Annotated in this window: 21 protein-coding genes; 17 read left to right on the forward strand and 4 right to left on the reverse strand. The window is 34.4% G+C overall.

Annotation, left to right across the window (positions count from 1 at the left end; all coding sequences use genetic code 11):
* The first annotated feature begins 8 nt into the window (after window positions 1–8).
* From BM296_RS12935 to BM296_RS12965, 7 genes are all read left to right on the forward strand, one after another.
* Window positions 9–200 carry a cytochrome c oxidase subunit IV gene (locus BM296_RS12935; protein WP_027067528.1) on the forward strand — a complete coding sequence of 64 codons (192 nt, stop codon included), beginning with the start codon at window positions 9–11 and terminating at the stop codon, window positions 198–200.
* Entirely contained in the window at window positions 197–1,153 is a 957-nt protein-coding gene (locus tag BM296_RS12940) for a cbb3-type cytochrome c oxidase N-terminal domain-containing protein (protein ID WP_091903437.1), read from the forward strand. Before BM296_RS12935 ends, BM296_RS12940 begins: the two co-directional genes overlap by 4 nt.
* 47 nt (window positions 1,154–1,200) lie before the next feature.
* Window positions 1,201–2,619 (forward strand): cytochrome c oxidase accessory protein CcoG, encoded by a 1,419-nt coding sequence (gene ccoG / locus BM296_RS12945; protein ID WP_091903439.1) that lies wholly within the window; start codon window positions 1,201–1,203, stop codon window positions 2,617–2,619.
* A 16-nt stretch (window positions 2,620–2,635) separates the two neighbouring features.
* On the forward strand, window positions 2,636–3,082 hold the full coding sequence (locus BM296_RS12950; RefSeq protein WP_027067531.1) for a FixH family protein: 447 nt from the start codon (window positions 2,636–2,638) through the stop codon (window positions 3,080–3,082).
* A gap of 3 nt (window positions 3,083–3,085) precedes the next feature.
* Window positions 3,086–3,790, forward strand: coding sequence for a sulfite exporter TauE/SafE family protein (locus BM296_RS12955; protein ID WP_091903441.1), 705 nt, complete (start codon window positions 3,086–3,088; stop codon window positions 3,788–3,790).
* Window positions 3,791–3,818: 28 nt separating this feature from the next.
* On the forward strand, window positions 3,819–4,310 hold the full coding sequence (locus tag BM296_RS12960) for a GTP-binding protein (RefSeq protein ID WP_091903443.1): 492 nt from the start codon (window positions 3,819–3,821) through the stop codon (window positions 4,308–4,310).
* A gap of 64 nt (window positions 4,311–4,374) precedes the next feature.
* Window positions 4,375–5,829, forward strand: coding sequence for a vanadium-dependent haloperoxidase (locus BM296_RS12965; RefSeq protein ID WP_091903445.1), 1,455 nt, complete (start codon window positions 4,375–4,377; stop codon window positions 5,827–5,829).
* Window positions 5,830–5,910: 81 nt separating this feature from the next.
* Here the strand turns inward: BM296_RS12965 and BM296_RS12970 are convergent, their stop codons facing one another.
* Together BM296_RS12970 and hemN are read right to left on the reverse strand one after the other, a co-directional pair.
* On the reverse strand, window positions 5,911–6,732 hold the full coding sequence (locus BM296_RS12970) for a universal stress protein (protein WP_091903447.1): 822 nt from the start codon (window positions 6,730–6,732) through the stop codon (window positions 5,911–5,913).
* Between the two features lie 50 nt (window positions 6,733–6,782).
* Window positions 6,783–8,144: an oxygen-independent coproporphyrinogen III oxidase gene (hemN, locus tag BM296_RS12975; RefSeq protein ID WP_091903449.1), complete on the reverse strand. Its 1,362-nt coding sequence runs from the start codon at window positions 8,142–8,144 to the stop codon at window positions 6,783–6,785.
* 186 nt (window positions 8,145–8,330) lie between these two features.
* Between hemN and BM296_RS12980 the strand changes: the two genes are divergently transcribed.
* The 8 genes from BM296_RS12980 to BM296_RS13015 all read left to right on the forward strand — a co-directional run bounded on the left by BM296_RS12980 (window position 8,331) and on the right by BM296_RS13015 (window position 14,729).
* The gene (locus BM296_RS12980; protein ID WP_091903451.1) at window positions 8,331–8,720 is read left to right on the forward strand and encodes a DUF983 domain-containing protein; all 390 of its coding nucleotides are present in this window, start codon (window positions 8,331–8,333) and stop codon (window positions 8,718–8,720) included.
* 7 nt (window positions 8,721–8,727) lie between these two features.
* A complete protein-coding gene (locus BM296_RS12985; protein WP_091903453.1) occupies window positions 8,728–9,360 on the forward strand; it encodes a Crp/Fnr family transcriptional regulator in 633 nt (210 codons plus the stop codon).
* A 70-nt stretch (window positions 9,361–9,430) separates the two neighbouring features.
* Window positions 9,431–10,231, forward strand: a complete 801-nt coding sequence (locus BM296_RS12990) for a sulfite exporter TauE/SafE family protein (protein WP_091903455.1) — start codon at window positions 9,431–9,433, stop codon at window positions 10,229–10,231.
* An 81-nt stretch (window positions 10,232–10,312) separates the two neighbouring features.
* Entirely contained in the window at window positions 10,313–11,728 is a 1,416-nt protein-coding gene (locus BM296_RS12995; RefSeq protein ID WP_091903457.1) for an MBL fold metallo-hydrolase, read from the forward strand.
* 126 nt (window positions 11,729–11,854) lie between these two features.
* Window positions 11,855–13,264, forward strand: a complete 1,410-nt coding sequence (locus tag BM296_RS13000; RefSeq protein WP_091903459.1) for an MBL fold metallo-hydrolase — start codon at window positions 11,855–11,857, stop codon at window positions 13,262–13,264.
* Between the two features lie 117 nt (window positions 13,265–13,381).
* The gene (locus BM296_RS13005; protein WP_091903462.1) at window positions 13,382–13,726 is read left to right on the forward strand and encodes a rhodanese-like domain-containing protein; all 345 of its coding nucleotides are present in this window, start codon (window positions 13,382–13,384) and stop codon (window positions 13,724–13,726) included.
* 94 nt (window positions 13,727–13,820) lie between these two features.
* Entirely contained in the window at window positions 13,821–14,459 is a 639-nt protein-coding gene (locus tag BM296_RS13010) for a Tll0287-like domain-containing protein (RefSeq protein WP_091903464.1), read from the forward strand.
* Between the two features lie 3 nt (window positions 14,460–14,462).
* Window positions 14,463–14,729 (forward strand): cation transporter, encoded by a 267-nt coding sequence (locus BM296_RS13015; RefSeq protein WP_091903466.1) that lies wholly within the window; start codon window positions 14,463–14,465, stop codon window positions 14,727–14,729.
* Between the two features lie 35 nt (window positions 14,730–14,764).
* On the opposite strand, the gene BM296_RS13020 is transcribed toward BM296_RS13015, so the two are convergent.
* Window positions 14,765–15,640, reverse strand: a complete 876-nt coding sequence (locus BM296_RS13020) for a sterol desaturase family protein (protein WP_091903468.1) — start codon at window positions 15,638–15,640, stop codon at window positions 14,765–14,767.
* A 237-nt stretch (window positions 15,641–15,877) separates the two neighbouring features.
* Here BM296_RS13020 and BM296_RS13025 point away from each other — a divergent pair, with 237 nt between their 5' ends.
* Window positions 15,878–16,084 (forward strand): YgaP family membrane protein, encoded by a 207-nt coding sequence (locus tag BM296_RS13025; RefSeq protein WP_091903470.1) that lies wholly within the window; start codon window positions 15,878–15,880, stop codon window positions 16,082–16,084.
* 128 nt (window positions 16,085–16,212) lie between these two features.
* The gene (locus BM296_RS13030) at window positions 16,213–17,523 is read left to right on the forward strand and encodes an NAD(P)/FAD-dependent oxidoreductase (protein ID WP_091903472.1); all 1,311 of its coding nucleotides are present in this window, start codon (window positions 16,213–16,215) and stop codon (window positions 17,521–17,523) included.
* Between the two features lie 54 nt (window positions 17,524–17,577).
* Here the strand turns inward: BM296_RS13030 and BM296_RS13035 are convergent, their stop codons facing one another.
* Complete coding sequence (locus tag BM296_RS13035; RefSeq protein ID WP_218157888.1) at window positions 17,578–18,870, reverse strand: OprD family outer membrane porin; 1,293 nt, start codon at window positions 18,868–18,870, stop codon at window positions 17,578–17,580.
* Window positions 18,871–18,881 lie beyond the last annotated feature (11 nt).

Genomic DNA, 18,881 nt, shown 5'->3' on the forward strand with positions numbered 1-18,881 from the left:
AAAAAATCATGTTCAAATTTGTAAAAGGTTACATGGAAACTATAGATGGTGTAGCAACCTACCCCATGATATCATTACTTATCTTCTTTGTGTTTTTCACATTGTTATTTTGGTGGGTAATTACAGCCTCAAAATCATACATAAAAGAAGTTAGCGAATTGCCTTTAGAAGAAGATAACCAACTAAACAACGAATTATGAAAAACAATACAGCCTGGTGGTTAAGAATAACATTAGCTTTTTTCTTGGTCATCGTACTCATGGAAGTTTATATTGATAGTGGAGACAAGCCGGCTTTTCTAGCCTACCCTACTATGATGTTCGGTTTTATGGCACTTATCCTGTTACTATTAATAGCTATTGCCTTTATTGTACAAGCCATTGAAAATGTGCTTTACAATACACTTGACGAAGAAGCAAAAGTTCGTTATGTAGCTGCTAAGGAAGAAAAATGGGAATGGACATGGGGTAAAAAAGTGTACAACAAAATGTTGGGCACTAAACCTATGGAGGCAGAAAGTGAAATTATACTAGATCACGACTACGATGGTATTCGCGAATTGGATAATAATTTACCGCCATGGTGGGTATATCTATTTTATGCTTCTATTGTTTTTGGCGTAGTATACTTACTTCGTTTTCATGTCTTTAACGACTATAACCAAACTATGGAATATGAACAAGAAGTAGCTGCTGCTCAATTAGAAATTGAGGAATACAAAAAAACAGCAAAAGGTCTTGTTGATGCCAATACGGTCGAACTTTTAACTGATGCATCAGACCTTAGTGCCGGTAAAGGCATTTTTGAAGGAAACTGTGTTGCTTGTCATATGGCTGATGGTGGCGGTGGAATTGGACCTAACCTAACAGATCAAAACTGGATTCTTGGTGGCGGTATTAAAAATGTATTCCACACTATATCTGAAGGTGGTCGTGATGGTAAAGGTATGATCGCCTGGAAACAAAACTTAAAACCTGCAGAGATTGCACAGGTAGCAAGTTATGTCTTAAGTTTTCAAGGTACTACAGCTGCCAATCCAAAAGCACCTGAAGGTGATATATGGGTAGACCCAAATGCGCCCGCACAAGAAGCTCCAGCTGAACAAACAATGCCAGAAGTAGCAATTGATTCTGCTTCGGTTACCATGAACTGAATACAATGAGAGCGTAAAACCTCTTAAGGCACTTAAAGAGAGAGAAAATGTCGCAAGATCAAGATAATTTTAGAGATTCCATAGGCACCATTAAAGAAGATGGTAAGCGTGCTTGGGTATTCCCAAAAAAGCCAAGTGGTAAACTTTACGAGTACCGTAAATATGTAAGTTACGTGCTGCTTGCCTTCTTGATATTGTCTCCCTTTATTAAAATAAACGGCAACCAATTTTTAATGTTCAATGTCTTAGAAAGACGTTTTAACATTTTTGGTTTCCCTTTTTACCCACAAGATTTCCACCTCTTTGTAATCTCAATGATTATTGGAGTAGTTTTCATTGCGCTATTTACAGTAGCCTTTGGACGTATTTTCTGTGGATGGATGTGCCCGCAGACTATTTTCATGGAAATGGTCTTTCGTAGAATAGAATTTTGGATCGATGGAGATCGCGGTGCTCAAATTCGCCTAGACAGACAAGAATGGAGCGCAGAGAAGATTCGTAAACGTACATTGAAATGGTTTATCTTTTTTATTATATCGTTTATCATAGCTAATGTATTTCTTGCATATCTTATTGGTAGCGATCGTTTAATTCAATATATAACAGATGGTCCTACTCAACATGTAAGCACCATGGTTTCGCTGTTGATTTTCACAGCGGTATTCTATTTTGTTTTCGCTTGGTTTAGAGAGCAAGTGTGCATTATTGCCTGTCCTTACGGACGTATGCAAGGGGTTTTATTGGATAACAAATCTATTGTTGTTGCTTATGACCATAAACGTGGAGAAGCTGAAAACGGTAGAAAAAAATGGCGTAAGAATGAAAATCGTGAAGAACTTGGCCATGGTGATTGTATAGACTGTTTTCAATGTGTAAACGTTTGCCCTACGGGAATAGATATTAGAAACGGAACGCAACTAGAATGTGTAAACTGTACTGCTTGTATTGATGAGTGCGATACCATAATGGAAAAGGTAAATCTACCTAAAGGATTGATCCGTTATGCAAGTGAAGATGAAATCACCAAAAAGGAAAAGTTCAAGTTTACACCACGCTTAAAAGGATATACCGCAGTACTGATAATTTTAACCGGAGTACTTGTTGGTATGATGTTCTTAAGAAATGATTTGGAAGCAAATATTCTTAGATTACCTGGTCAACTTTACGAACATAAAGAAGGGAATATAATTAGTAATGTGTTTACCTATAAATTATTGAACAAAACCACTAAAGCGGTTGAAGATGTTCATTTTGAATTAATATCTCCTAAGGGTGAAATTAAACTGGTACGTAATGATAATTTTGATGTTCAACCAGAAGCTCTAGCAGAAGGTACATTGTTTATTGAGATTAATGCAGCAGCTTTGAGCGGTGATAAAAATAACCTTAAAATTGGGGTTTACAGTAAAGACAAGTTAATAGAGACCACTACGGCTCGCTTCTTGGCACCACGTAGTTATAAATAGATTTAAAAAGAAAAATATGAAAATTAATTGGGGTACCGGTATTGTAATTGCCATAGTTGCATTTATTAGTTTTATTATGTTTTTCGTAGTTACAATGACTACAAGCCATAATGCCAACCATGATTTGGTTACAGAAGAGTATTATAAAGCTGAACTTGGTTATCAAAAAGAGATAGATGCAGAGAAAAATGCTCAAATTGCACCTACGCAAATACAATTAAAAAATTCTCCTGAAGGATTATTAATTCTTTTTCCTGAAGGTTATGATGACACTAATGTTACTGGCACAGTGTCCCTTTACAGACCATCCAACAAGAATTTGGATTTTGACTTGCCCATAAGTTTATCCGATTCACATTTGCTCATACCTGACAATCAATTGTTGGATGGTCGATGGGACATTAAAATATTTTGGAAACACGAAGGAAAGGATTTTTTACATAAAGAGAGTATAACATTTTAGTACATGCTATTATCTGCCCTCATATTAGGATTCATGGGAAGTTTGCACTGCGTAGGTATGTGCGGACCCATAGCCTTTATGCTTCCGGTAGATAGAACAAACAACTATAAAAAATTCGGTCAAATATTTATATATCACTTTGGACGATTATTAGCTTACGGGTTCATAGGTCTGATATTTGGCTTACTTGGAAAGGGGCTTTCAATATTCGGTTTACAACAAAAACTCTCTATTGCCATTGGGGCGTTAATGATTCTGGTAGTTTTAATTCCTTATAAAACCTTCAATAAATACAATCTTTCCAAACCCATTTATAAAATTATATCAAAAGTTAAAAACCAACTGGGGAAAGAGCTGAAGAAGAAATCACCAGATACCTTTTTAACCATAGGTTTCTTAAACGGGTTTTTACCATGCGGATTGGTGTACATGGCGCTTTTTGCTTCAATAGCAATGGGCGACGCATTACAAGGTAGTCTTTACATGGTTCTTTTTGGTTTAGGTACCCTACCCTTAATGACTGCTGCAATTTATTTTAGTAATCTACTAAAAGGTGGTGTACGTCAAAAAGTACAAAGAGCTATTCCTGTTTTTGTCGTTATTATTGGTGTACTTTTCATTCTAAGAGGTCTTGGTCTTGGTATACCTTACGTATCACCAGCACCTGTTACAGAATTAGCTTCAAGTGCCATAGAGTGTCATAATTAATGGCTTCTGCCAAACTAACAATACTAATATGAAACCGTTACCGAACGAAATTGTGCTTCGCCCTAGGTTTCAATTAGATATACCTACAACCAAAGAAATTGTTCTTTCTAAATTTGAAAAAACAAAAGAAGCGCCATTTTTAATAAAACGATTAGATGAGCATATATTCATCAAATTCAATCAAAAAGAACATCACTTTTGGTCACCTCAGCTTCACTTAGAAATTGATGAAATTGATTTGCACAACTGTCGGTTACATGGCGTATTTGGTCCCAACCCTACTCTTTGGACATTCTTTATGTTCATACATTTCGTAGTTGCTACACTTTTTATAATTGTTGGTATCTGGGCATATGCCAGTGCATCTTTAAACGGAATGTATCATATACAAATAGGTATTATGGTAATATTAGTAGTAATATGGTTTGTACTCTATTTTGCTGGCAGAAGCGGTAAGAAAAAAGGGAAACCACAAATGCATCAATTAAATGATTTCATACAGAATGTTCTTACAGCCTAAATTTTAGATTTTTCACTGTCTTCATTATATTTGATAGTCAACCAACAACCTATAAACCAAACACATGATAAGATTTTTACTCTTAGTTTCAGCCTTTGTTTTGTTGAACATAGAACTCTCTTTTTCACAGCAAAAATTAGAAGAACCAAAGGGAACTGAAAACATAGCCTATAAATGGGGGAAAATGGCGTTGGACGCAACGGCTTCCGATACCGAAAAATTTAAACCAAGACCTACGATAACCTCTCGCTACCTTGGTTTAATCTTTGTCTCTATTTTTGATGCTTGGTCTGTATATGATGAAAATGCAATTCCTGTTTACCTAAAAAATGTAGAAAGAAGACCATTAGCAGAGCAAACACTTTCAAATAAAGAAATTGCTATTAGTTATGCCGCTTTTGGTGCCATGAAAGAATATTACTATTCTGATACAGAAATGTTCAGGAAATTTATGGTGGAATTAGGTCTTGATCCAGATAATACTTCTACTGACCCTACTACTCCAGAAGGTGTTGGTAATTTGGCAGCTAAAGCAACTATAGAAGCAAGAAAAAATGATGGGAGTAATCAATATGGCGAAGTAGAAGAATCTAACGGAGAGGCTTATTTTGACTATACTAATTATAGCCCGGTAAATACTGCAGATGAAAGTACAGACATCAACCGTTGGCAACCTAAATACTTTTCTGATGGAAAAGGCGGACAATATGCACCAGGATGCCTTACTCCTTACTGGCAAAAAGTAATTCCTATCACCATGACATCAGCTGATCAATTTAGACCAGGACCACCACCAATGGTAGGATCAGAACAGTTAAAAAAAGAAGTTAAAGAAGTTGTTGATCTACAGGCCAACCTTACCGATGAAGATAAAGCTTTGGTCGAATTTATGCGAGACGGACCACAGTCTGTTCAACAAGCGGGACACTGGTTGAAATTTGCGCAAGATGTTTCTCGCCGAGATAACCATACCCTTGACCAAGATGTAAAAATGTATTTCTTAACTGAAATTACTGCTATGGATGCTTTCATAGCTTCTTGGGATTCAAAAATGTACTACGACTATGCTAGACCATACGCTCTAGTACATGAATATTACAAAGACAAGATGATTAAAGCTTGGGGCGGACCCGGTGTAGGTATTGTTGAAATGAAAGGACAAGAATGGAGACCTTATTCTCCTGATATTTTTCTTTGCCCACCGTTTCCTAGTTACACATCTGGTCATAGTACCATTAGTGGTGGTTGTGCAGAAATATTGCGCCTTTTTACCGGTGATGATTATTTTGGCGAGTCTATTGAATTGGTACCAGGAACTTTAACAGAAATAGATTCTGCATTCTACGGAAAACCTGTTACCATAACTTTTCCCACATTTACCGAAGCCGCAAACATGGCGGGAATGTCTAGAGTAATGGGCGGTTACCACATACAAGCCGATAATATAGCAGGTTTAGAATTAGGTAGAGACGTTGCTAAACAGGCTTGGAAATTTTATAATGAACACCTAGGCAAGTAATTATTCGTCATAAAAATTATACACAAATAAACCCAAGGCTTTCACCTTGGATTTATTCTTATCTATAGTATAGGTTAGTATCTATATTTTAAATGTAATCACTGGTATTCTAGCATGGTTCACCACATCTTCACCAACGCTGCCATTGAAGAAGTGTGAAATTCCTTTACGGCCATGCGTAGGTATGGCAATAGCATCTGCAAGTATTGTATTACCATAATTAATAATACCTTGCTCTACACTATAGTCATTATAAATTTCTACTTGTTGCGCTGAATTTGCTTTGGTCAAAAACTTGTTTATTTTTTGATATGCATCTCTGTTGCTTAAAAAATCATCATTAGGTGTGTTTATAAAAACAACTTCCATAGATGCCTTTAGTAATTTTGCAAACTCACTTGCTTTTTGAAAAGCAGGTAAATTATCATCATTAAAATCACAAGCAAAAACAAAACGTTCAATGTTTAAATTTTCAACCTTACCTTTTATCACCAAAACAGGTACGGTTGCATTTCTAACCACTTTTTCTGCATTAGATCCTATAACCAATTCTTCAAATCCGCTAGCACCATTAGAGCCCATGACAATTAAGTCTGCATCGTGCTCTTTTGCCATTGCATCTAACTCGCTATAAACTTTGTAATGTTTTATTACCGGTGTTACCTTAACACCATCTAAATATGGTTTCTTTAAGAATTCATTTAAGTTCTTCTCTGCCAATTTTACCATGAAAACTGTTTGCTCTATATAAATACCATCTGTTGACGGAAGTATGGCCTGGTTAAGCTCTAACATGTGAACAACAAAAAGTTCTACATCGTGTTTCTTGACTAAATCAACAGCTGCTTTTAAAGCATATTCCGATTGTTCTGAAAAATCTGTAAGTACAATAATTTTTTTCATGATTAATTTTTTTAGCAATTAGTAAAATAGGGACTTTATCTTTTTTAATATTAAACGGTCATTGAAAACAACTTGGTATTTGGCGATTTATCCTGTAATGGTAAATCGAATGCCATACAAACGTTACGTACAAAAGGTCTGCCTTTTTCTGTAATTCTTAAATTACCCTCGGTAATTACCACAATACCATCTCTTTCCAGTTCTTTAAGCCTATCTAGTATACTATCCAATTGCGGTAAATGCAATTTAAATACACTCCATGATGTTTGAAACTGGCACATTAAATTTAAGATATGTCTTCTTATAATTTGATCTTCTTCTGTTAAAATATGACCTCGATAAAGTGGAATAATATCGTTTGCAACTAAATTTTGATACTCTTCTACATTTTTTACATTCTGTGCAAAACCATACCAACTATCACTTATACTAGATGCTCCTAACCCAACCATCAAATGGGTATTAGAACTAGTATATCCCATAAAATTTCTATGTAGGGTTCCATTTTCCATAGCTTTAAACAAACTATCAGATTCTAAAGCAAAATGGTCCATACCAATTTCATGATAACCATACTCTAACAGCAATTCTTTACCAACTTCATACTGAGTTCTCTTTTCTTCACCTGCAGGTAAATCTGCATCATTATACCCTCTTTGACCGTTTCCAGCCAACCACGGCACATGTGCATAGCTATAAAAAGCAATTCTATCTGGCTTTAGTTCTTTTGTTTTTTCTATGGTATTTATAACATGCTCTAATTTTTGATGGGGCAGACCAAATATAATATCATGGCTTATAGAATCATAACCTATTTCCCTAGACCATTCGGTTACATTTTTTACATTTTCAAAAGGTTGAATTCTATTAATTGCCTTTTGTACTGTTTCATTATAATCTTGAACACCAAAGCTTACTCTTCTAAACCCAACGTCATACAATGCCTGTAAATGTTCTTTTGTAGAATTGTTAGGGTGACCTTCAAAACTAAATTCAGCATCTTCGGCTTTTGTGGCTATTCTTAAAATTCCTTCAATAAGAAATTTTAAATTCTCTGGAGTAAAAAATGTTGGTGTACCACCACCTAAGTGTAGTTCTTTAATAATCGGTTTTTCATCAAACAAATTTCTATATAACCCCCACTCTTTTAAAATTGATTTTATGTAAGGCAGTTCCAGATCGTGCCTTTTTGTAATACGCTTATGACAACCGCAAAACGTACACATACTTTCACAAAACGGTAAATGTATATATAGGCTTATACCTGTAGATGAATTACTAAGGTGAAAGCTTTTCTTAACTGTTTCTTCCCACTTCTTACCTGAGAATGTAGAAATATCCCAAAAAGGAACAGTAGGGTAACTAGTATATCTAGGTCCTGGAACATTATATTTTTGAACAAGCGAACACATAAAAGTCTTATTTAATAACAAACTTACATGTCATAAATAGTTTATAATATGATTTTTATCAGTTCACAGTACAATGTAAAAAAATAACTTACCCCTCTTTTAATAGTTATAGAATGCTTTGTTATGTAACCAATGTTACCGATCAGATAATCCAAATCCAATAATTTTGTTGCTAAATTTTAATGCATGTTACCAAAAGGTTCCAAGTTGTACAGTATCATATTTTTAAGTTGCCCTAGATGCCATAAAGGAAAATTCTTTGAGGCTAATCCTTATAAATTAAGTAATTTTAATAAGGTAAAAGAACGTTGCCCGAAATGCGATTTAAAATATAGTATTGAACCTAGTTTTTATACTGGTTCTATGTATGTATCTTATGCAGTAGGTATTGCCGTAGCTGTAGCTACTTATGTATTAATATTATTATTTGGTTTAGACCTTTCATTGCCTACCTTGTTCATTACTATAGTTGTCGTACTGATCTTGACTATGCCTTGGATAGCAGCAGTGTCAAAATCAATTTGGGCAAATATGTTTTTTAAATATGATAAAGAAATAGCTCAAAAAATTAATTAACCTTAGCATGATTCAGAATTTAACGGAAGAATACGGAAATATCTTTGAGCCAGAACTTATTAATGAAATTGTACAAGTAGGTACTTTTAAAGAAGTGCCCGAAGGTTATAAATTAATAGAAATAGGTGACTACTTAAGAGGTATGCCTTTATTGATTTCTGGAGTTATTAAAATTTTACGGGAAGATGAAGATGGTGATGAATTGTTGCTATACTACCTAGAAAAAGGAGATACCTGTTCTATGACCATGGCTTGTTGTATGGGCGATGCCAAAAGTGAAATAAGAGCTGTTGCAGAGACCGATGCAAAACTGATTATGGTTCCTATTCAGAAAATGGAAGAATGGACAGCCAAATATAAGTCTTGGCGAAACTTCGTTTTTAACAGTTACCACGTAAGACTAAACGAACTTTTAAGTACACTAGACAGTATTGCCTTCCAAAAAATGGATGAGCGTTTAATTGGCTACTTAAAAGAAAAAGCAAGGGTTACTAAAGATGATATTATTCATAGTACCCATCAAGATATTGCATATGATCTTCATAGTTCTAGGGTTGTCATATCTAGACTTTTAAAGAAATTAGAGGAAATGGGTAAAATTAAACTCCATCGAAATTACCTAGAAATTTTAGCTTTATAATCCTTCTGTAACCATTGTTACTGCACAGGTTTCCATACCACTTTACATTTGTGATTATTAAAATAATCACATGGAAATTTTGCACATATTTGGATACATTAGCGCTTTGATAATTGGTATATCATTAGGTCTCATTGGTGGAGGTGGTTCTATTTTAGCAGTACCCGTATTGGCATATCTTTTTTCAATTAACGAAAAAGCTGCAACCGCCTATTCTCTTTTTATTGTGGGTGCAAGTGCTCTTGTCGGGGGGTGGCAACAACATCTTAAAGGGTATGTAGATTGGCGTACCGCCGTTGTATTTGGTATACCAGCAATTATAAGTGTTACGCTTGTTAGACATTATGTAGTGCCAGCTATGCCAGATGTTTTATTTCAAATTGAACACTTTCAATTTACACGTAGAATGGCAATGTTTGGACTATTTGCCATTCTAATGATTCCCGCTGCATATTCCATGCTTAAAAAAGAAAAGACGGTTCTTAAAACGGGGCAAGTAACCTATAATTATCCATTAATTTTATTAGAAGGTCTTTTAGTTGGTAGCATTACCGGCTTAATTGGTGCAGGTGGCGGATTCTTAATTATTCCTGCATTGGTCATTTTAGCAAATGTTGAAATGAAAGTTGCAGTAGGTACGTCTTTAATTATAATTGCCATTAAATCTTTAATGGGTTTCTTTCTAGGCGATGCAATGAACATGCTTATTGATTGGAAGTTTCTAGCAATTTTCACATCGCTTTCTTTCATTGGTATTTTTATTGGAAGTTACCTCAGCAACTTTATTGATGGCAAAAAATTAAAGAAGGGTTTCGGTTATTTTATTCTTGTAATGGCAGGCTTTATTTTCTACATGGAATTCTTTAAATAAAATTTTCCTTATGTGACTAATGTCACTGTACAGCTCTTTTACAAATGGTATTTTTATTTCATTAATTAAAAAACCATAAACATGAAAGTAGAACAAATTTATACCGGATGTTTGGCACACGCCGCATATTATATAGAAAGTAACGGCGTTGCCGCAGTATTTGATCCGTTACGTGAAGTACAACCCTACATTGATCGCGCAAAGAAAGATAATGCTAAAATCAAATATGTTTTTGAAACTCATTTTCATGCCGACTTTGTTAGTGGTCATTTAGATTTACAGAAAAAAGCTAATGCCGAAATTGTATTTGGTCCTGGTGCAAAACCAGCTTATGAGGCAACTATAGCAAAAGACAATCAAATTTTTGAAATTGGCGATTATAAGGTAAAAGTCATTCACACTCCTGGTCATACCATGGAAAGTACTACTTATCTCTTAATTGATGAGAATGGAAAAGAGCATGGCATTATTACCGGAGATACCTTATTTATTGGTGATGTTGGTAGACCTGATCTAGCGCAACATGTAGTGGCAGATTTGACTGAAGAAAAATTAGCAGGACATTTATATGATTCTCTTAGAAATAGAATTATGCCTTTAAGTGATGATTTAATAGTATATCCAAATCATGGTGCCGGTTCTGCTTGTGGTAAAATGATGAGTAAAGAAACCACAGATACCTTAGGGCATCAAAAGAAAGTGAACTATGCTTTAAGACCAGACATGAGCAAAGAGGAATTTATAAAAGAACTCTTAACCGGACTCACAGCTCCTCCAGGATATTTTCCTAAAAATGTTTTAATGAACATTCAAGGGTATGAAAGTTTAGACAAAATCATGGACCGTGCTACTACATCATACACTCCCGAGGCTTTTGAGGCTGTAGCCAATGAAACCGGAGCATTAGTTTTAGATACTAGAAGTGCCGAAGATTTTGCCAAAGGTTTTATTCCTAATAGTATTAATATCGGACTAGAAGGTAGTTTTGCCCAATGGGTAGGTGAAATGATACCAGATATAAAACAAGAAATACTGCTCGTTACTTATAAAGACAAAGAAGAGGAAGCTATTACAAGACTGGCACGTGTTGGTTATGATAATACGGTAGGTTTTTTAAAAGGTGGTTTTGATTCTTGGAAAGAAGCTAAAAAGGATTACGAAACAAGTGATAGAATCGATGGTAAGGAATTGGAAGCATTATACGCTACTAAAAAACCATTTATCATTGATGTTAGAAAAAAGAGTGAATTTGATTCTGAACATGTGGTAGGCGCCATCAATGTTCCTTTAAATGAAATCAACCAGCATCTATCTCAATTTCCAAAAGACAAGCCTTTCGTTTTACATTGTGCCGGTGGTTATAGAAGTATGATAGCAGCTTCGATTTTAAAGCAAAGAGGATGGCAAGATTTCACAGATGTAAGAGGTGGATTTGAAGCTATTTCAAAAACATCTATTCCAACGTCAGAATATGTGTGCCCCTCTACCCTATTATAAATTTTTAAATAATTTAAAAGCCCTGTATCACATAGGGCTTTTCTGTACCTATTCATCTATGTAACCTAAGTTACTGTGTAGTCCTTTTTACAGATGTAATTTTGTCTCAATAATAAATATGAACTTATGAAAGTAGAACAAATATATACGGGTTGTCTTGCGCAAGGTGCTTATTACATTGAAAGCAATGGAGAAGTCGCCATTATTGATCCTCTACGAGAAGTACAGCCTTACATAAAGAAAGCTGCGGCAGATAATGCTAAAATCAAATATATTTTTGAAACTCATTTTCATGCCGATTTTGTTAGTGGTCATGTAACCTTGGCCAAAGAAACCGGTGCTGATATTATATACGGACCAAAAGCAAATCCGTCTTTCGAGGCTATAATCGCAAAAGATAATCAAGAGTTTAAATTAGGTGATATTACTATTACTGCATTACATACTCCTGGTCATACAATGGAAAGTACCACATATTTACTAAGAGATGCCAATGGTAAAGACTATGCTATATTTAGCGGAGACACTTTATTTTTAGGTGATGTGGGCAGACCTGATCTTGCTCAGAAAATGGGCGAATTAACAGAGCGTGACCTAGCCGGATTCTTATTTGACAGTCTACGTGAAAAAATTATGCCTTTAGCAGATGACGTCATCGTCTATCCCGCTCATGGTGCCGGTTCTGCATGTGGTAAGAATATGATGAAAGAAACCGTAGATACCTTGGGCAACCAAAAGAAAATGAATTATGCTTTACGTTCAGATATGACGAAAGAAGAGTTTATTGATGAAGTGATCGATGGTTTACTACCACCACCTCAATATTTTCCTTTAAACGTAAAATTGAACAAAGAAGGTTATGAAGATATAAAAGAAGTCTTGGAACGTGGTACAAGAGCTCTTTCCCCAAAGGCTTTTGAAGCTGCTGCAAATGAAACAGGTGCCATTGTATTAGATGTGCGAAACCAAGATGATTTTGCGGCAGGTCATATACCGCGTTCTATTTTCATAGGTCTTAACGGTAGCTTTGCTCCTTGGGTAGGTGCCTTAATCGCCGATGTCAAACAACCTATTTTATTGGTTACCCCTGTTGGTATGGAAGAGGAAGCAGTAACTAGACTTTCTAGAGTTGGTTTTGATGGTACTTTAGGGTATTTAGAAGGAGGTTTTGATGCTTGGAAAAAGGCAGCAATGGAATATGATACCGTTAGCCAAGTTGATGCCAACAAGCTTAAAAAAGTTCTTGAAACTGAAAAAGCACCTGTATTTGATGTGCGTAAAGAATCTGAATTTCTATCTGAACATATCTTAGATGCAAAAAATACTCCGTTAGATTTTCTAAATGATCATTTAGCAGAATTTCCAGAAAAGAAACAGTTTTATGTACACTGTGCCGGTGGTTACAGAAGTATGATTGCGGCATCTATTTTAAAAAGTAGAGGTATTCATAATCTTATAGATGTAAAAGGAGGATTTAAAGCTATAAAAGAAGCTGGTATTCCAGTTTCCGAATTTGTTTGTCCAACTACATTATAATCTAAATAGACATTTACAAACTCAAAGATTTTTTTATTGGTTGGTTTATTAAGGAAACGGTCATATACTAAAGACCGTTTCCTTTTAATATTGAATATTAATTATAAATAAAAAACTATGTCATTTTTAAGTACACTTTTCGGTAAAAAAGAAGAAACTACAGGTAATATCACTATCCTGAATAAGACCGAATATGCAACACAAATTGTAGCGAATAATATAAAACCTTTTGATGTTAGAACAGCTTCTGAATTTAATAGCGGACATATAAAAAAAGCAATTAACGTTGATTTTTTTAACGCAGGTAATTTCAATAAATATTTTGAAAAACTTGATAAAAATAAGCCTGTTTATGTCTATTGCAGATCAGGGGCAAGAAGCCAAAAAGCTGCACGCAAGTTATTAAACATGGGCTTTTTACAAGTATATGATTTAAAAGGAGGTTATAGTGCTTGGCACTAAACAAGAATAGCTCTCAGCTTTTAATTATTTGAATTCTACTTTACTTTTATTGAAGCTAATAAATATCATTTAACGGGTTATAAATCTAATTCTCATGGATAAAATCTTTTTAATGCTTGGACTTGTTTTTACATTTAGTTGTAAAGATGCTCCAAAAGTAAAACAAGAAATTATAGATAATTCTAAGAGTGAATCTTTCAAAAAACACACAACCGTTAAAGATGCAAAAATTAGTGACAGTCTACTATTGGAAAAAGGCAAAATGTACGCACAAAAGACCCAGACGGTATTAGGCAAAAACTTAATGCTTCAATTGCAAAAAGGTGGTCCCGTTGATGCTGTAGCATTTTGTAATGAAAAAGCGTATCCGTTAACAGATAGTATTGCCGCTATTTACAATGCCAAAATTAAAAGAGTAACCGATAAGCCTAGAAATCCAAAAAATAAAGCTAATGAGCTTGAGCTTGAGTATATTGAATATTTTAAATCAAAAATTAAAAATAAAGAATCGTTTGAGCCAATTCTTACTAGTAATAATGGTACAACGAACTTTTATTCCCCTATTGTTACTAATACCATGTGCTTAAATTGCCATGGAACGCCCGTAACAAATATAGCGCCAAAGGTTTCACAAATTATAAACGATAAATATCCCTACGACAAAGCTACTGGTTATACAGAAAATGAGGTAAGAGGTATTTGGAGTATAAGTTTTAACAAAGAAAAAAATTAAAATATGACATCAGTAATTCCTATTCAAAACCTTAAATGTGGCGGTTGTGCCAAAACTATAATTGCTAAATTGGAAGAGATACCGGCAATAACAAATGTATCTGTGTCTGTAGAATCGTCATCTGTTCAATTCGACGCTTTAAATCAGCAAGGAATAACAGCAGCAAAAGATAAATTAAAGTCAATTGGATACCCCAGTATTGACCAAGATAACTCAGTATTATCTAAAGCCAAATCTATTGTAAGTTGTGCTACAGGCAAACTATCTTAATAAACATAAAATAACCAAAGAAGAGGTTAAATTGTTTACTTCTTCTTTGGCTTAAAACCATGTACCGCTTGCCCTAAAAAGTCTTTTGGCAAATCCTCATCTCCAGGATATCCTAACCTTATATTACCGCTATCTTCTGGTATATAGTCCGTCTTAAAGATATAATCCCATATACTTAAACTAATACCAAAATTGACCCCATACGTTCCCTCTGGTAAATCATAGGCATGGTGGTATAAATGCATTACAGGATTATTGAACAGATATTTTAAAGGTCCCCAAGTAATTTTTATGTTAGAATGATTAAAATGACCAATAGCTATAGCAGCAAAATGGACAATATACGCCTGTTCTGGTTCAAAGCCACCCAGAATCATTACACCAAAAGTTTTTAACGGCTTGTAAAGAATATTCTCCATCCAATGATAACGTAAATGTGCAGCAAAACCCATTTCTTTCACGCTATGGTGTACTTTATGAAAATTCCATAGAAAAGCATATTTATGAAGCAAAGTATGCGTAAACCATTGTACAAAATCCAATACAACAAAAAACAATAATAGCTGGCCCCACATTGGCCAATTGGAAATATCTATAAGCGCCAGACTGTTAGATGCTACACCTATATCCTCAAAAAATACTTGCAGCATCTTATAGATGCCGCTAATTGCTATAGCGAACAAAAAGAAGTTGAAAAACATATAAAAAGCATCTAACCAAAAGTCTTTTCTAAAAACACCTTGCTCTTTTCTCCAAGGAAAAACTATCTCTAAAAGCCATACTACTAACGAGATAAGAATTAAGCCCCAAAAGTAATTTAGATACCAGGGAACATTAAAAATTATTGACTTCCAGGTCCAACTAAATGTCCCTGAAACTGCGTTTAAAAATGCCTCTACATATGCTTCCATTCAAATAACAATTTTTACAAAAATACTTTTTTTAAAATCGCAACTTGGTAACTTAAGTTACATTAATTCTTCCCATTAACATTGAACTTTACACATGACTATTATCATATTCTATGTAATTGATTACGTATACATTGCATTTATAATGAGCAGTATACAAGCTGCTTAATTGATAAGTCTTTTATAAACGCAAATCATTACAATTTGCAAACAAATCATAATTTAAAAATTAGTATCATGAAAAAAAACATGGGAAGTACAGATCGTTTTATTAGAATATTTATTGCCGTAGCACTTTTAACTACATTCTATACGGATACAGTTACTGGCGTTTTAGGCTATATTATGGTAGCTATTGCCGCTATTTTTATTTTAACCACATTCGTTAGCTTTTGCCCGCTCTATACTTTATTCGGAATAAATACGTGTAAGCTAAAAAAATAGATTTTCAACTGGTATAGTATATTAATTATAATGAGGTTGTACATTACATTCAACCTTATGTAACCTTTGTTACATAATTATCATTTTACAACTATTATATTTATTGAATTCTAATAAAATAGCTGAAAATGAATTCACATCATCAAATTATAGTAATTGGAGGTGGTACTGCAGGCATTATGGTAGCAGCGCAACTTCTCTCTCAAAAGAAAGCAAAAGACGTTGCTATTATTGAACCTGCGAATACACACTATTATCAACCCGCATGGACACTAGTGGGTGCTGGTACGTATGATTATGAAAAAACAGCAAGACCTATGTCTTCTGTAATTCCTAAAAATGCTACTTGGATAAAAGATAAAGCTACCGGTTTTGACCCCGAAAATAATATCGTACACACTGCCAAAAAAGGAGATATTACATACGATTATTTAGTAATTGCACCAGGTCTTGCATATGATTTCAGCTTAGTGCCTGGCTTAGGTGAAGCTATAGATAAAGGTGTTGTAAGCAGTAATTATACAGACCCTAAACATACTTGGGATGTTATTAAAAACTTCAAAGGTGGTACCGCACTTTTTACGCAACCGACAACCCCAATTAAATGTGGTGGAGCACCACAAAAAATAATGTACTTGGCTGAAAGCCATTTTAAAAAAAGTGGAATCCGTAAAAAAACCGATGTAATTTTTGCTACAGGTGGTACGGTTATTTTTGGTGTAAAGAAAATTGCTAAAACATTAATGGAGGTAGTTGACCGAAAGGATATTAACCTTAGATTTCATCATAAACTTGTGGCTGTCGATGGTGATAAACAAATTGCCTGGTATGAAATGGGGCAAGAAATTACCGCTGGTGGTTGTGTGGTTATTTCTAGTAATAAGGCCGATGATTTAAAATTAGACGAAAAATTTCAATATAATTATAAGGATGTAAAAGTTAGCGTTGATGGCAACCGTTATGGAATTCATTATGATATGATGCATACCGCACCGCCTTCTGTGGCTCCTAAATTTGTAAAAGATTCGACTTTAGTAAACGCAGCAGGTTGGTTAGATGTAAACCATCAAACTATGCAACATAATCGTTATTCAAACATTTTTGGATTAGGTGACGTAGCTGCATTACCTACCGCAAAAACAGGAGCCGCGATTCGTAAACAAGTGCCCATAGTAGTTGATAATATAGATCGTTTAATACATACTAATAAAATGGGAACGCAATCATATAACGGTTATTCTTCGTGCCCATTGGTTACGGATTATGGCAAAATGGTGTTAGCAGAATTTGATTATGATAATAATTTCACCCCGGATCCTAAGTTAAAAAGAATGCTCATAAACGATTCTTCTAAAGAACATTGGAGATTATGGATGCTTAAAAAATACGGGTTGCCCTACTTGTATTGGAACAAGATGATGAAAGGTAAAAACGTTTAGCTGAACATAATATGAAGTCCCCATTAAAATGAGGACTTTTTTATGTTATATCATTTAAAAATTATAATTCAAGATTATATCCAAATGAAACAAATCAACCTTATTGAAATAGAAATTTGGGTTGTCCTGAATATCCCCATTTCCCATTTTAGAAATAATCAATAATTCTGGTCGTAGGTTTTTAATTTTCTCTATTTTAAAGAAAATATCCAGGTTGATATGGGTATAATCTGGCATTGCATATTTATTTAAAATAGCATTGGTTACATCTGGTTTCCAATGCTTTCCAATACTCAATATTGAAATTAGGTTTAGATCCTCTTTAAGAATTTTAAACTCTTGTTTATAGTTTAGAACCAGTGCATGATTATCTGCAGAACCTTCGCTACGTTCTCGCTTTTGAAAACTGAATAAATCTTCTCTACCCCATTCTCTTGGCGATAAAAATTGACCTTGTGGCAAAATTCTATTATAAGCTAAGCTCAACAACCCGCCATTACTTTTATATCCAATTTTCAATCCTAAAACATCTGCAGTATTCTGATTATAATAGCGAAGTGAGTCTACACTGCTACCACCATCACCAACCTGATTTTGATGCAACCACTCTCCTTCCAACATCAACGATTCAGATATTTTATAAGCAGGTTTTATATAGAACGAATTGAATATATTGTCTACATATTGGTTCCATATTTTCACATTAAAATCGTCAGTTACTTCAAAATCGACATTTGCCATTAAAATATAATCAGATGCCGTGTTGTCTGCATACTGAGATGCAGTACCAAAGTTATTTCTACCCACTGGGTATGTGCCTATACTTTCACCAATACCATAAAATTTACCAGTGGAGCGTGGTGCTATTTTATTTAAAATTCCAAACTGAAACGATGTCTTTTGTTTATTGTATTTATACCAAAACCCTTGTACCAAAGTGGGTATCATTCTCCCATCTTCTGGGTTAATTAACAGACTATTAATTTTCATCCGCCCAAGCGTAAATGAATGCTGAGCTAGGTGATATTTCGCATATAGCTCCCCTAATAAAAAAACAGCATCATTTTCTAAATCTAACCTATCGAAAAGCCCTTCTTCATATCTACTAATTCTTCCGGTTGTTGCATCAGGTATTGTTAAATCTTGTAATCCTAAATTGGTAGCATTATATAATGCTGCACCTATTTCTAAGTTTTCTAGTAGATTATACTGGTACTTTAATTTACCTCCCGTTGCTAAAGCATTAAAGTCTTTTAATTCACCTTTATTTGAGGTCATCATATAATACGTTCGCCATTGCCCAGATAAAATTCCTTTTTTCTTTACCGCAACAGTATCTTGGGCCATAGAAAAAATAG

The sequence above is a fragment of the Maribacter stanieri genome (assembly GCF_900112245.1).
GTDB classification, from domain to species: Bacteria; Bacteroidota; Bacteroidia; order Flavobacteriales; family Flavobacteriaceae; genus Maribacter; species Maribacter stanieri.